The sequence below is a fragment of the Demequina sp. genome (assembly GCF_047975725.1).
Lineage (GTDB): Bacteria > Actinomycetota > Actinomycetes > Actinomycetales > Demequinaceae > Demequina.
Window position 1 is genome coordinate 173,473 of record NZ_JBKEED010000020.1, and the last position, 13,665, is coordinate 187,137.

Genomic DNA, 13,665 nt, shown 5'->3' on the forward strand with positions numbered 1-13,665 from the left:
CGCGGACACACACAATGGAGCCATGACTGAGGCACACGACGCTGACCAGCCCCACGGTTTCACCCTCTTCGCGGTCCTCGATGGCCTGCTCGACGCCCCCGACGAGGCGCTCGCGGACATTGTCGAGCAGTTCGACGCCGCCGTCCTAGAGCTTGCCGATCAGACCGTGACCCTGCGCGGCATCTATGACGTGTCCGGGCTGCGCGCCGACGGCACGGTGATGCTCTGGCTGCACGGCCCCGACCTCGCGATGCTGCAGTTGGCGCTGCGCGAGCTGCGTGCGACGGACATGCTCGCGGACACCAACCTCACGTGGTCGGCCGCAGGCGTGCACCGCGCCGCCGAGTTCAACCGCGCGCACGTGCCCGGCTTCCTGCGCGGCGAGCACGCCCGCGACTGGCTCACCGTGTACCCGTTCATCCGCTCGCACGAGTGGTACCTGCTGAGTGACGAGGAGCGCGGCACCATGCTGCGCGAGCACGGCATCAAGGGCGCCAAGTTCAAGGGCGTGGTCGCCAACACCGTCGCCGCGTTCGCGCTGGGCGACTACGAGTGGTTGCTGCCCATGGAGGCCGACGACGTGCTCGACCTGGTCGACATGATGCGCGACCTGCGTTACACCGAGGCCCGCCGCCACGTGCGCGAAGAGGTGCCGTTCTACACGGGCCGCCGCGTCGAGACTGCCGAGGCCGTCGAGGTGCTCGCCTCGTGACCGGTCGCCCCGTGACCGGTCGCCCCGCTACTGACGCTGAACCCCTCAAGCCCCTGGCCGCATCGTCCCGCACCGTCCCAGCGACGACGTACGACTGCATTCTGCTAGCCGGCTTTGGTGGGCCCGAGGGCCAAGACGACGTCATCCCTTACCTGCGCAACGTCACCCGCGGGCGCGGCATCCCCGACGAGCGCCTCGAAGAGGTCTCGCACCACTACCGCCACTTTGGCGGCATCAGCCCCATCAACGAGCAAAACCGTGAGCTCAAGGCGGCGCTCGAAGGCGAGATCGCGGCGCGCGGACTGGGGCTTCCGGTGTACTGGGGCAACCGCTTTTGGGCGCCCTACCTGGCCGATGCGCTGGCGGAGCTTCACGCCGACGGTCACCGTCGCGTGCTGGTCGTGGTGACGACGGCGTTCGCGTCGTACTCGGGTTGCCGGGCGTACCGCGAGGACCTCGCGACGGCGCTCGAGCAGACCGGTCTTGCTGGTGAGTTGCACCTGGACAAGGTGCGCCAGTACTTCGATCACCCCGGCTTTGTCGAGCCCAACGTCAGGGCCGTGCGCGAGGGACTGCGGTCGCTCGTCGCGGACGGCAAGGGCGACGCGATGCACGTGATGTTCGCGACCCACTCGATCCCCACCGCAGCGGCCGATGCGTCCGGCCCGCGCGAGGCGCTGCCCTCGGGCGAGCCTGTGCCCACCGGCGCGGGAGAGACCTGGTACGAGGGTGGCGGCTGGTACGTGGAGCAGCAGCGGGCCGTCGCAGCGCTCATCATGGACCGCATCGCCGACGAGTTCCCCGAGGTGCCGTTCTCGCTGGTGTACCAGTCGCGCTCGGGCGATCCGTCGACGCCGTGGCTCGAGCCAGATGTGAACCTCGCGATCGAGCAGTTGCCGGAGGACACCAGCGGCCTGGCGATCTCTGCCATCGGGTTTGTCTCGGACCACATGGAAGTGGTGTGGGACCTCGACAACGAGGCGCGCGACACTTGCGCGGAGCGTGGCCTTGCCATGGTGCGCGTGCCGACCGTGGGGGTCGACCCGGTCTTCGTGTCCGGACTCGTGGACCTCATCGAGGAGCGTCACGTGCGTGCGCCCGGCGACCAGCCGCGAGAGCGTCAGGCGCTCACGGAGTTGGGGCCGTGGCAGGACGTGTGCCCCACGGACTGCTGCCGCACTCGCGATCCCAAGCCGACGGTCGCTTCCTGCTAACCCCTCTCCCGTCAAATGGATCCATTTGACCGGGTTGTGGGGCGCTCCCCTCCGTCAAATGGATCCATTTTCATCGTGAAGGAGTGAGGAGCGCGCGCCGTCGCGCCACGTGAGCCAGCCGCCGTCGAGGTTGACCGCGTCGTAGCCGAGCTGACGCAGCAAGCGCGTAGCAGAGTGCCCGCGCTGACCCACCTGGCAGTGCACGACGATGCGGCCGGTCCGCGGCAATTCGCCGTGGCGCGCGCGCAGCTCGTCGAGCGGAATGACGCACGGCTCCTGCCACTCCACCTCGACGGTGCCGCGCGCGTGCTCGGCATGCGAGCGCACGTCGAGGACAAAGGGGGCGTCGGTGGCCCGCGCGAGTTCGTGCCACTGCAGGGTGGGGGTGTCGCCGCTGGCACCGTTGTCTGCGACGTAGCCCAGCATGTTGACCGGGTCCTTGGCTGAGCCGTACGCCGGTGCGTACGCCAACTCCAGGTCCACCAGGGACGATGCGGTCAGTCCGCCCGCCATTGCCGTCGCGATCACATCAATACGCTTGTCGACACCGGCCTCGCCCACGCCCTGCGCGCCAAGAATCTGATCGGTCTGCGGGTCCACGAGGAGTTTGAGGGCCATCTGGGACGCGCCAGGGTAGTAGCCCGCGTGGTCGAGCGGGTGGGCGTGGATCACCCGATGCGCGCGACCCTCGGCCGCGAGGCGTCGCTCGGTGCGCCCGGTGACCGCCGCGGTGAGCCCAAAGACGCCCACCACCGCCGTGCCGATGCTCGGGGGCACGGGCGTACGGCGCCCGGCGATCGCATCGGCCACCCGGCGCCCGTGGCGATTGGCGAGGTTGGCGAGCGGGATGAGTGCGGGCTCGTCGCTGAAGGCGTCGCGCTTGGCGGCGACGTCACCCACGGCGTAGATGCGGTCGACGGAGGTGCGCAGGTGGTCGTCGACGAGGATGGCGCCGCGCGGTCCGGTCGCGATGCCCGCCGTGGTGGCGAGTGCAGCATCGGGGGTGACGCCGATCGCGGCGACCACCACCTGCGCGGGTACCTCGAACGTGCTCCCGCCTGCGCGGACCGTGACGGCGGCCTCCGAGATGGCGGTGACCTGCGAGTTCACCAGCACGCGCACGCCGGTGGCCTCGAGGCGGTCGTGGACACGCACGGCCATCTCGGGGTCCAGGGCGCTCAAGACCTGGGGCGCCAACTCCACGATGGTGACGTCCATGCCACGCCGGTGGAGGTTCTCCGCGACCTCGAGCCCCACAAAGCCCGCGCCGATGACGACGGCAGTGGTCGCGTTGGACACGGCGGCGTCAAGCCGGTCCACGTCGGCGACGTCGCGCAACGCGAGTGCCCGCTCGGCGCCGGGCACCTGGGGGGCGATGGGTCGCGCGCCCGGCGCCAGCACCAGGTGGTCGTATGACTCGACGTACTGGCCGTGGGTGGCGCTCACGACGGTCACGGTGCAGGCGTCCGGGTCGATCGACACCACGCGGGAGTTCACGCGTACGTCGAGGTTGAAGCGGTCCCGGAGCGATTGCGGGGTTTGAAGCAGGAGCGAGGCGCGCTCGTCGATGACTCCGCCCAGGTAGTACGGCAGGCCGCAGTTGGCGAAGGACACGTGCTCGCCCGCCTCGAACACCACGATCTCGTGGCCTTCGTCGAGCCTGCGCAGACGGGTCGCGGCAGACATTCCGGCGGCAACGGCACCGACGATCACAGTCTTCATGAGGGCTCCTCGGCTCTTGGGGGGACTTGCACGACGATACCCCCGGGGGTATCGTCGTGCCAAATCCATTGCCGATGCGCGGCGAGCTGGCGTACGTCACTTGCCTCGCGCATCGGCCCTCCCAGGCAGAAGGGCCACCTCATGTGTTCACCGATCACGTGCCGCCAGTGCGGCAAGACCACCTGGACGGGCTGCGGGCAGCACGTCGACTCCGTCAAGGCGAAGGTTCCGGCTGGCCAGTGGTGCGGCGGGCATGACGGCAAGAGCACGGGCGACGCGGATGCCGTGTCACAGCGGCGTGGCATCATGCGATGGTTGCGCGCGTAGGCTCGCCCGCGGAGGGCGCGTCACCCGCCCCGCGTGGACAGGGAGAGGTCATGGCAGATCAGGACACTGCTCGTGCCGCCGTCAATCGACTCAAGCGCGCGCGGGGGCAACTCGACGCGGTGATCCGCATGGTCGAAGAGGGCGAAGACTGCGAAAGCACCGTCACTCAACTCGCGGCCGTGTCGAAGGCGCTCGATCGCGCTGGCTTTGTGCTGATCTCCAACGGCGTGCGCGAGTGTCTCAGCGACGCCGACGGGGACGTGCGCGCGGCGAACCTCCAGCGGCTCGAAAAGGTGTTCCTCGCGCTCGCATAGCGACCCACTAAGGTGCCGCGAGTGAGACCTCACCTGTGCATCGGCTTGTCACTGTCGCCCACCTGGCTGCGCGGCAGCGCGTGGCGCCGTCCCGATTCGCGGGCCGAAGAACTCTTCGACGCGCAGTTCTATGTGGACGCCGCGTTGGCGGCCGAGGCGGCGCACTTGGACTTTGTCTTCAAGCCCGATGTGCTCTCGCTCGATCCCACAGCTCTGGCGACGGGCATGGGGTTCGCGACTCTCGACCCGTTCGTGATGATGACGGCCGTGGCCCAGGTGACCGAACGCATCGGCCTGATTCCGACCACCTCGGCCACGTTCGTGCCGCCCTACCTCGCCGCACGCCAGGTCGCCAGCCTCGACCGGATCTCCCGCGGGCGCGCGGGCCTCAATGTGGTCATGTCGATGGCAGGCAACGAGAACTTTGGCGTCGAGACGATGCCGCCGTCGCACGAGCGCTTTGCTGCCGCTCACGAGTGGATCGAGGACCTGCATGCGCTCGGGAGGTCCTTCCCGGCCGATGCGCTCGTCACCGATCGCTCGACCGGGCAGTTCGCGGACGCGGCCCTCGTAAGCGCTCTTCCTGATCGCGGCGCGGGGCGCCCGCGAGGCCCGCTTAACGTTCCTGCCTGGGGCGGTGGGCGCACGCCGATTGTGCAGGCCGGCGGCTCACCCGCCGGCCGTGACTTTGCTGCTGCCAGGGCCGATGCGGTGTTCGCGGCCGCCCCGACGCTTGCGTCAGCGCTCGAGCAGCGCACTGACCTCCGTCGCCGGGCGGTGGACCATGGGCGCGAGGCCGACGACGTGCGGGTCCTGCCGGGGTTGGCGATGTTCCTCGCGCCCACCCGGGAGGAGGCGCTCGCGCTCTTCCGCGAGGGGATCGACGAGTCCGAGGTGGCTAAGTCGCTCGCGGGGCTGTCGCGATTGCTTGGCACTGACCTGGGGGCGTTCGACGTGAATGCGCCGATCCCGGTCGATGCGGTCAGCGTGGAGGCGCACGATCCCGATCCGGTGCTGGCGGGCCTGGGCACGTTGATTGCGCGTGGCGCGAGTCCGCGGGAACTTGCCCTGTCGCCCGAGGGGGCCGCGAGCCTGCACTGGACGGTCATCGGGACCCCGGCCGACGCGGTGGAGGCCGTGGTGGCGCGGGCACAGGCAGGTGCGATCGACGGTTTCATTGCGTTGCCGTCCGGCTCGTGGGAGTCGCTGCGGCTGTTCACCGAGCAGGTGGTGCCCGCACTGGCCGCGCGCGGGCTGGTCCGATCGTCGTATGAGTCCGACACCCTCCGGGGTCACTGGGGCATGCCCGACTGAGTGCTGCCCCACCCCCGCTTCCCATCAAATGGATCCATTTTCATCGCTTGCGGGGCACCTTTCCCCGTCAAATGGATCCATTTGCTGGTCTTGAGGGCCCGTAGGTTCCGTCAAATGGATCCATTTGGCTTGTGAAGGGCCGATGCGGGTGCTGGGTTTGTCCACAGTGTGGGGGTTTGCTCTGGCGGGGTGGGGGTGGGCTCGCTAGGGTCGCGTCATGACTCGACGCGGGTGGGGCGTGGGAATCGTTGGCGCTTTCGTGTGCCTGGTGGTGGCTGCTTGTGGCGCTGATCCGGGGCCGGTGGTGACGCCGAGTCCTTCGGTGACGCCTACTGAAGTGGCGGCGACGGTGTCGCCTTCCCCGACCCCGACCCCGAGTCCGAGCGCGACGGTGCTAACGGAAGAGGAAGTCCTTGCGGCGATCCCGGAGGATGCCCGGTATGAGGACTACCCATCGTCGGTGGCGTTCGCGGAGTACTTCCTGCAGGTCTCGCAGCGAGCTTTTGTCGAAGGTGACGCCCGTCATATGTGGGCCTTGGCCGATCCGTCGTGTCAGTACTGCAGCCACATTGCGGCGGTCGTAGAGCAAGTCGCCGCTGATGGCGTGTCAGTAACCGGAGGTGACCTTCGCCGAACTGAGCAACGGCCTGTCGGAGGGCTTCAGCCTGACGGCACATGGCGGGTCGGCATGGAAGTGCAGATCAGTGAGCGCACCTTTGTCAATGCCGAGGGCACTGTCTTGGACTCGACGGAACCGCAGGTCTCGGAGCCCGTGATCGTGATGGCCTTTGTTGACGGAACTTGGCGTGTCATTGATGTCGGCGCTGAGGCCGACACGTGAAAGCGGCCTTCGCCTGGACTTCTGCAACGATGCTCATGCCCAGTGTGCTCGCGTCGCTTGCACTCTCGTCTGACTACGTCGACGACTTCGAGACAGCAATCGAGGGACAGGAGTTCGAAATACGGCGGGAAATGGAGACCAGCCCAGGGTCAGCGACAACCTCTTCAACGCCTGTGATCGCTCGCTATCAGCGGCATGACGTTTGTGTTGAGTGGTTCAGTACGCCTGAGGCCTCGGCCAGTGGTCTGTCGTGGGAGTTTGAGATTCCCTCATGTGACGAGTTGCCTGGGTATCTGGACGCTATGTGCGCCGACGGGGCGCAGCCACTTGCTCCGTGGTGGCGTTCGGTCGAGCAGGCGGGTGGTTCGTGGGGTCCTTGGAGGCTCGCTGGTGACTACACCTGCCCCGTTGACCCGCTTCCTCCGGCGATTTTTGCTGCGTGGGAGCAGATGGTCATCGACCCGTCGCATGTGGCGTTCTATCCGGACAATGGGTGGGCGATTGCAGGGTTTGGCATCGTGCCCGAGATTGTTGAGGATCCGCAGACGGAAGCGGTGACGGTGTTGGGCACTGACGTGATCCTGCGGGCCACGCCCACCGCGTATAGCTGGTCCACCTCGGATGACACTGCACTGTCCATTGGTGCCACGGGCAAGGGCACGGAAGACAACGCGCTGAAGTTCGCTCGCAACCAACACCGGGCCACCATCTCCGTGACCACCACCTGGGAAGGCCACTACAGCCTCGATGGTGGCAGCACCTGGCGGGAGGCGCCGGGAGAGGCAACCACCGCATCGGCCCCAGTGGAGATTCACGTTCTGGCCCCGAGGGTCCGCCTGGTGGACTGCGACCTGGAAGGCCGCTGCGGCTCAGGCAGGGCAGCGCCAAAGACAACGTTCACGCTGACCGACCCCGATGCTGACGGCATCGACAACCACACGATCCCGTCAGACCAGATCGAGGACTACCTCGACACCAGGGAACGCAACCGCACCTGGCGCCACACCGAACGAGTCGACCTCACCGACCGCTAACCCCGTCACGATGAAAATGGATCCATTTGACGGGGGGTAGCGCCCCCGAAACCGAGCAAATGGATCCATTTGATGGGTTAGGAGGCGCGGGGGGTGCGGCCGTACTGACGCTTGTACGACGCGATAAACGCCGATGCGCTCGCGTAGCCGATGCGCGACGCCACCTTGGCGACCGGTACGCCCTGGTCGAGCAGAGGGCCGCTGGCTGCCAGGCGCATGCGGCGCAACCACTCGGAGAACGGCATGCCCGTCTCGTCGAGGAAGGCGCGCCGGAGGGTGGCCTCGGAGACAAACGTCTGGTCTGCCCATGCGGCGAGGGATACGTGCGACGCGGGGTCCTCGCACAGTCGTTGAGCCACTTCGCGGGCGGCCCGCGAGCGTGGAAGCGCCGGGCATGCGCCGGCTTCGAGGCTCGTGGCCGAGGCGGCGAGGATGTCGCCCAGGTATGACTCCCTCGCGTGGATGAGCTGGCTGCGCACCTGGCGTGTGACGGCTTTGCGTAGCGCGGGTGTCATGGTGACTCCGGCGATGTGGGGCGGCATGCGTGCGTCAAAGGAGGGGTCCTCGGTCATCACGGGCAGCAGCACGGCGTCGTCGCTCATGCGCACGGCGTGCACCACGTGCGCGGGGATCCAGAGGGCGTTGTCTGGGGTGACGTGCCGCTCGGCCCCCGAGGCGAGCCGCACCACGACGTCGCCCGCGACGGCGGCAAGGAGTTGTCCGCAGTGATGCCAGTGTTCTCCGTGCCCCCACGAGTGAATGGGCACCAGTGCGCACGACAGCGCGGGATCGGGTGAAATCCCGTCCCCGGCCACCTGTGAACGCTCCGCGATACCGCTTGAGCGCTGAGAAGCATCCGTCATCAAAACGAAATACTAGCGTTCCGTAATTGGAGCGCGGTGCAGCGTTCCTCACCGCCGCGGTCTCGCACCGCGACCACCTCCACCCCCAATGCCGGGCGCCACCGCGCCCAGAAGGAGTACCCGATGGCTCTGCGCCACCTGTCCGCCACCGTCGCCTTGGCCGCTGCCGCCGTGGTCACGATGGCCGGCTGCTCGAGCGACGCGACCCCCGAGGACGAGGTCGCCCCCACCACCACTACCACCGACCCCGCGGACACCCCCGAGGTCGAAGAGGCTGCGTTCCCTCGCACCATCACCCACGAGCTCGGCGAGACCGTCCTTGAGACGCAGCCCGAGCGCATCGCCGTCACCGCCCTGACTGTGACCGGCAACCTGCTCGCCATCGGTGCCCCCGTGGTCGCTTCGGCGGCGTCGACCCCTGACCCGGGCCTGACCGACGACAACGGCTTCTTCGCGCAGTGGGCCGACGAGGCGACTGCGACCGGCGTTGATGTGCTCTACCCCAACCTCGAGTTCGACATCGAGGCCGTCATCGCCTCCGACCCCGACCTCATCATCGCCTCCACCACGGGCGCCGATGCGGCGGCTGACTACTACGACGAACTGTCGGAGATTGCTCCCACCATCGTGGTGAACTACTCGGACAAGACCTGGCAGGAGGTTGCCACCCTCGCCGGTGAGTGGACCGGCCTCGAGGCCGAGGCCGCAGAGGCCATCGCCTCGTTCGACGCGCGCGTCGCCGAGGTTGCCGAATCGATCACCATCCCCGAGGGCACCACGCAGGCAGTCGTCTTCAACAACCTCGAGTGGGACTCCGCCGTGGCCAAGCAGACCGGCGCGCACGCGACGCTGCTGAGCTCGCTCGGCTTCGATGTGGTGGAGGCCGACGCCTCGCTCGACACCTCGGAGACTGCACGCGACGACTTCGCCTTCGTTGCTCCTGAGAACCTCTCGGCGGCCTTCACCGGTGACACCCTGTTCCTGGTCAACGGCACGGACACTGAGAAGGAAGCTCTGCTCGGCTCCGAGCTGCTGCAGGAGATCCCGGCCGTCGTCAACAACCAGGTCTACCCGCTGGGCAAGACCTCCTTCCGCATCGACTACTACTCGGCGCTTGGCGTCGTGGACTTGGTCGAGGGCTACTTCGGCGGCTGACCTCCCCGTGACGGCCACGCTCACCACGAGCGCGGCAACGGCTCGGCGAGCCCGGTCTCGGCGCCTTGCGCTGGGACTCGGGCTCGCCGTCGTCGTGCTCGCCCTCGCCATGACTTCCAGCCTCATGTGGGGCACGCGCGCCATCGACCCCTCCGCGGTCTGGATCGCGCTCACGAGTGACAACCCCACCGGCGATGAAGCGCTCATCGTCACCACCCTGCGGGTCCCGCGCACCCTTCTTGGCGTGCTCGCGGGCGCCGCCTTGGGCGCCGCCGGTGCGCTCATGCAGGCCGTGACCCGCAACCCCTTGGCCGAGCCCGGGATCCTGGGCGTCAACGCCGGCGCTGCCGCGGCCGTGGCGATCGCGATCGCGCTCACGGGAGCCACCTCGATCCACTCGTACATGTGGTTCGCCTTTGCCGGAGCTGGGATCGCGGCCGTCGTCGTCTACGCGATCGGCGGCGTGTTCGGCAACAACGGTTCGGTCGTACGGCTGACCCTCGCTGGTGCCGCGGTCGCCGTGGTGTTGTCCTCGTTCACGTCGGCGATGCTCATCAACTTCCCGGATGTGTTCAACGTCTTTCGGTTCTGGGACGTGGGCACGATCCAGGGCCGGGATCTCAGCGTCGTGTTCGCGGTCGCGCCCGCGATCCTCGTGGGTCTGATCATCACAGCGGCCCTCACGCCGCGCCTCAACGTCATGGCGCTGGGCAATGAGGTGGGTAGGGCGCTCGGCGCCAACCCCCGCACCACCATCGTCCTGGCCGCGGTCGCGGTCATGCTGCTCGCAGGTGGAGCGACCGCCGCCGCCGGGCCGCTGGCGTTCGTGGGCCTCGCGGCCCCACACGCGGCGCGCGCCATCGTCGGCCCCGACTATCGCTGGCTCGTGCCCTACTCCGCGGTGTTGGGAGCCGTGATCCTGCTGGGCGCGGACGTCGCCGGCCGCCTCATCGCCACCCCCGCGGAACTCCAAAGCGGCATCATGACCGCCATCATCGGCGGTCCGGTCTTTATCGCCATCGCCAGGCGCCGACGATTGGCCAAGCTGTGAGCGCCCGGAGCGTGGCAGCGATTCGCCACACCCGCATCGGCCCTGTGTCACTGCGGTGGAGCCCGCGCGTGGTCGTCATCAGCGCGATCCTGGTCGCCGCGCTGCTCGCCGTGGGGGCGCTCGTGCTCTCCACTGGCACCATCACTGTCGCCATCCCCGATGTGGTGCGGGCGCTGTTCGGCCAAGGGGACGCGACGGACATCAAGGTGGTGCGTGACCTGCGCCTGCCGCGGTTCGTCACGGGCGCGCTGGTGGGGGCCTGCCTGGGACTGTCGGGCGCCGTCATCCAGTCGATTTCCCGCAACCCCTTGGGTTCGCCCGACGTCATCGGTTTCACCACCGGTGCCGCCTCCGGCGCGATCGTCCAGATCATCGTCTTTGGCGGCGGTGCGCTCATGACGGGCGCGTGGGCCGTGGGCGGCGGTGTCGTGTGCGCGCTGCTGGTCTACGTGCTGTCGTACCGCGGCGGCGCTACCGGGGGATATCGACTCATCCTCGTCGGCATCGGCGTGGGTGCCATGTTGCAGGCCGTCAACAGCCTGCTGATCACCCGTGCTCACATTGACGTCGCGATCTCCGCCCAGGTGTGGCTGTCCGGCAGTCTCAATGTGCGCACGTGGGACTACGTGGGGCCCGTGCTGATCGGCGTGGCCGCGCTCGCCCCGGCGACCATGTGGTTCCAGCGCAGGCTGTCGCTCATGGAGATGGGGGATGAGGCCTCGCGACAGCTGGGCATCCCGGCCGAGCGGGTGCGGCTCACGACCCTCGCGTTGGCCGTCGCGCTGTCCGCAGTGGCGGTGGCCGCGGCCGGCCCCATCTCGTTTGTTGCCCTCGCGGCCGCGCCGCTGGTCAAGCGGCTCACACGTCACCCGGCGCCGTCGCTGGGATCGGCGGCGCTCATGGGCGCGCTGCTGCTCGCGAGTGCCGACGCGCTCACGTTGTTGATTCCGTGGGACTACGCCGTTCCCGTAGGCCTCATGACAGGAATGCTGGGCGGCATCTACCTCGCCTGGCTGCTCGGAAGGAGCAGGATCTGATGACCGCGACCCTCGAGACGTGCGATGCGACCCTCGCGTATGACGCGACGGTGATCTCGCAGCAACTGTCGGTGCAGGTGCCTGAGCACGAGTTCACCATCGTGATTGGCCCCAACGCGTGTGGAAAGTCAACCCTGCTCAAGGCCCTCGCTCGCCTGTTGCCGCCGCGTGAGGGCACGGTGACGCTCACGGGCCGCGACGTGCGCGAGTTTGGCAACAAGGAGTTCGCCAGGGCGCTGGCCCTGTTGCCGCAGTCATCGCAGGCTCCTGACGGCATCACCGTGGGCGACTTGGTCGCGCGGGGGCGCTTTCCGCATCAGCGCTTTTTGCGCCAGTGGTCCATTGAGGACGAGGTCGCGGTCAATCGCGCGATGGCGGCGACGGGCACGACTGACCTGGTGGAGCGTGCGGTGGGAGAGCTCTCCGGCGGTCAGCGCCAGCGGGCTTGGCTCGCGATGGTGCTCGCCCAGGACACCGACGTGCTGATCCTCGACGAGCCCACGACCTTCCTCGACATCGCGCACCAGATCGAGGTGCTCGACCTGTGCGAGAGCCTGCACGCCCAGGGCGGGCGCACCATCGTTGCGGTGCTGCACGACCTCAATCAGGCGGCGCGGTATGGCACCCACCTGATCGCGATGCGCGACGGGGAGGTGGTCGCCGAGGGTGCTCCGGCCGAGGTGGTGACGGAGAAGATGGTGGCGGAGGTCTTTGGCGTGCGCGCGAGTGTGATCGCGCACCCCGAGACCGGCACGCCGCTCGTGGTGCCTTTGGGTCTCGTGGAGCACGCGTGAGGCGGGGACTACCCACCCCCGTCGGTGACGATCACGCGGCGCTGCCGGGCGCATCGGCCCTCATGGATTCCCTCGAGCAGGTTCCGGTCAGCCATAGGGCCGATGCGGTGGCTGGCTTGCTGGCCACGTTGCCGTCGACGCCGGTGTTCGAGGAGCGACGGTTGGTCGACGGGGTCGACTGCGTCGCGACCACGTTCCTCGCCGTGCATCCCCGGCACGAGGACCAGGTGCTGGTGCACGTCAATTCCGTCACGGACCGCCACCGCGAGAACATCGCGCCTGCGGTGATGGCCAGGCTGGACGGCACGGACCTGTGGCATCTGACCTGGTGGCTGCCTGTGGACCTGGTGGCGAGCTACCGCCTTGCGATCGGCGAGCCGTTCCCCGACGACGTGGGGAGCACACGGCCGGGGTGGCTGGAGGTCCATCGCCGGGGTGCCGTTGACCCTCGCAACCCCCACCGCTTGCCCAATCCACTGGGGGAGGAGTCCTCGGTGCTGATCGCACCACAGGCTCGCCTGCACGAGGCCTGGGAGCCGGAGTTCGTGCGCACCGTCGCCCCCGTGGAGGAACGGCGCATCGTATGCCCGGTGCTCGGGCAGGAGAGGACCATGTGGATCGCCGGGCCATCCGAGGGCGGACGGGCGGAGCGGCTACTGATCGCGTTTGACGGTGACTGGTGGCACGACGGATTGGGCCTCGCAGACGTGCTCGCGACGCACGATCCCGGTCTCGCGGTGGTGATGGTCAGTTCGATTGGACCGCAACAACGATCGGCGGTGCTGCCGCGTCCTGACGCCGTGGGCCGCATGCTCGCGGAGGGGGTGCTGCCCGTGGTGCGAGACGTGCTGGGCGCCCTGCCCGACCCCGAGCACACCGTGGTGGCGGGCCAGAGTTTTGGTGGGCTCGCCGCCGCTGGGGTGGTGGCGACCAGGCCGGACATCGCGTTGCGTGCCGTGGTGCAGTCGGGGTCGTTTCAGTACAAGGACGGCCAGGACATGGCGCGCGACGATCGTGTCGCAGGGGATGTGGTGTTCCGCGTGCGTGAGCAAGGGATGCCGCCGGGTGCGGTGCTCGCGGTGCAGTGGGGAAGCGAGGAGCAGGAACTGGGCTCCGTGGGGGAACAGTTTGTCGCCGCGGCGCTCGCGGCCGGATCCCAGGTCACCTCACAGGTGTATGCCGGGGGCCACGACTACGCCTGGTGGCGGACGGGGCTGCTCGATGCGATCGACGCTGGGATCGGTCGCTCGCTGCCCGCCTGAGTTTTTATGCAACAAGCCCGTTGCG

At 68.4% G+C, this 13,665-nt stretch carries 14 protein-coding genes; 12 read left to right on the forward strand and 2 right to left on the reverse strand.

All coding sequences use genetic code 11. From position 1 onward, the window contains the following. Window positions 1-22: 22 nt before the first annotated feature. A complete protein-coding gene (gene hemQ, locus ACK5NO_RS07115; RefSeq protein ID WP_416811961.1) occupies window positions 23-712 on the forward strand; it encodes a hydrogen peroxide-dependent heme synthase in 690 nt (229 codons plus the stop codon). After that, window positions 709-1,926: a ferrochelatase gene (locus ACK5NO_RS07120; protein ID WP_416811962.1), complete on the forward strand. Its 1,218-nt coding sequence runs from the start codon at window positions 709-711 to the stop codon at window positions 1,924-1,926. Before hemQ ends, ACK5NO_RS07120 begins: the two co-directional genes overlap by 4 nt. 54 nt (window positions 1,927-1,980) lie before the next feature. Here ACK5NO_RS07120 and ACK5NO_RS07125 read toward each other — a convergent pair whose 3' ends face one another. Next, complete coding sequence (locus ACK5NO_RS07125) at window positions 1,981-3,648, reverse strand: FAD-dependent oxidoreductase (protein ID WP_416811963.1); 1,668 nt, start codon at window positions 3,646-3,648, stop codon at window positions 1,981-1,983. Window positions 3,649-3,789: 141 nt separating this feature from the next. Between ACK5NO_RS07125 and ACK5NO_RS07130 the strand changes: the two genes are divergently transcribed. The 5 genes from ACK5NO_RS07130 (at window position 3,790) to ACK5NO_RS07150 (ending at window position 7,478) form a co-directional block, all read left to right on the forward strand. Continuing rightward, window positions 3,790-3,975, forward strand: coding sequence for a hypothetical protein (locus tag ACK5NO_RS07130; protein WP_416811964.1), 186 nt, complete (start codon window positions 3,790-3,792; stop codon window positions 3,973-3,975). Window positions 3,976-4,025: 50 nt separating this feature from the next. Continuing rightward, window positions 4,026-4,289: a metal-sensitive transcriptional regulator gene (locus ACK5NO_RS07135; protein ID WP_416811965.1), complete on the forward strand. Its 264-nt coding sequence runs from the start codon at window positions 4,026-4,028 to the stop codon at window positions 4,287-4,289. 21 nt (window positions 4,290-4,310) lie between these two features. Next, window positions 4,311-5,603: an NtaA/DmoA family FMN-dependent monooxygenase gene (locus ACK5NO_RS07140; protein ID WP_416811966.1), complete on the forward strand. Its 1,293-nt coding sequence runs from the start codon at window positions 4,311-4,313 to the stop codon at window positions 5,601-5,603. A gap of 217 nt (window positions 5,604-5,820) precedes the next feature. After that, window positions 5,821-6,444 carry a DUF6318 family protein gene (locus ACK5NO_RS07145; RefSeq protein ID WP_416811967.1) on the forward strand — a complete coding sequence of 208 codons (624 nt, stop codon included), beginning with the start codon at window positions 5,821-5,823 and terminating at the stop codon, window positions 6,442-6,444. 35 nt (window positions 6,445-6,479) lie between these two features. Continuing rightward, a complete protein-coding gene (locus ACK5NO_RS07150; RefSeq protein WP_416811968.1) occupies window positions 6,480-7,478 on the forward strand; it encodes a hypothetical protein in 999 nt (332 codons plus the stop codon). 77 nt (window positions 7,479-7,555) lie between these two features. On the opposite strand, the gene ACK5NO_RS07155 is transcribed toward ACK5NO_RS07150, so the two are convergent. Then, a complete protein-coding gene (locus tag ACK5NO_RS07155) occupies window positions 7,556-8,341 on the reverse strand; it encodes an AraC family transcriptional regulator (protein WP_416811969.1) in 786 nt (261 codons plus the stop codon). Window positions 8,342-8,464: 123 nt separating this feature from the next. Between ACK5NO_RS07155 and fepB the strand changes: the two genes are divergently transcribed. From fepB to ACK5NO_RS07180, 5 genes are all read left to right on the forward strand, one after another. Further along, window positions 8,465-9,496, forward strand: a complete 1,032-nt coding sequence (gene fepB / locus ACK5NO_RS07160; RefSeq protein WP_416811970.1) for a Fe2+-enterobactin ABC transporter substrate-binding protein — start codon at window positions 8,465-8,467, stop codon at window positions 9,494-9,496. A 7-nt stretch (window positions 9,497-9,503) separates the two neighbouring features. Then, a complete protein-coding gene (locus ACK5NO_RS07165; protein ID WP_416811971.1) occupies window positions 9,504-10,547 on the forward strand; it encodes a FecCD family ABC transporter permease in 1,044 nt (347 codons plus the stop codon). Between the two features lie 68 nt (window positions 10,548-10,615). Then, window positions 10,616-11,584 (forward strand): FecCD family ABC transporter permease, encoded by a 969-nt coding sequence (locus ACK5NO_RS07170; protein WP_416811972.1) that lies wholly within the window; start codon window positions 10,616-10,618, stop codon window positions 11,582-11,584. After that, window positions 11,584-12,378 carry an ABC transporter ATP-binding protein gene (locus ACK5NO_RS07175; protein ID WP_416811973.1) on the forward strand — a complete coding sequence of 265 codons (795 nt, stop codon included), beginning with the start codon at window positions 11,584-11,586 and terminating at the stop codon, window positions 12,376-12,378. Before ACK5NO_RS07170 ends, ACK5NO_RS07175 begins: the two co-directional genes overlap by 1 nt. Then, entirely contained in the window at window positions 12,375-13,640 is a 1,266-nt protein-coding gene (locus ACK5NO_RS07180) for an enterochelin esterase domain-containing protein (RefSeq protein WP_416811974.1), read from the forward strand. The genes ACK5NO_RS07175 and ACK5NO_RS07180 overlap by 4 nt, the downstream gene beginning before the upstream one ends. The last annotated feature ends 25 nt before the right edge of the window (window positions 13,641-13,665 follow it).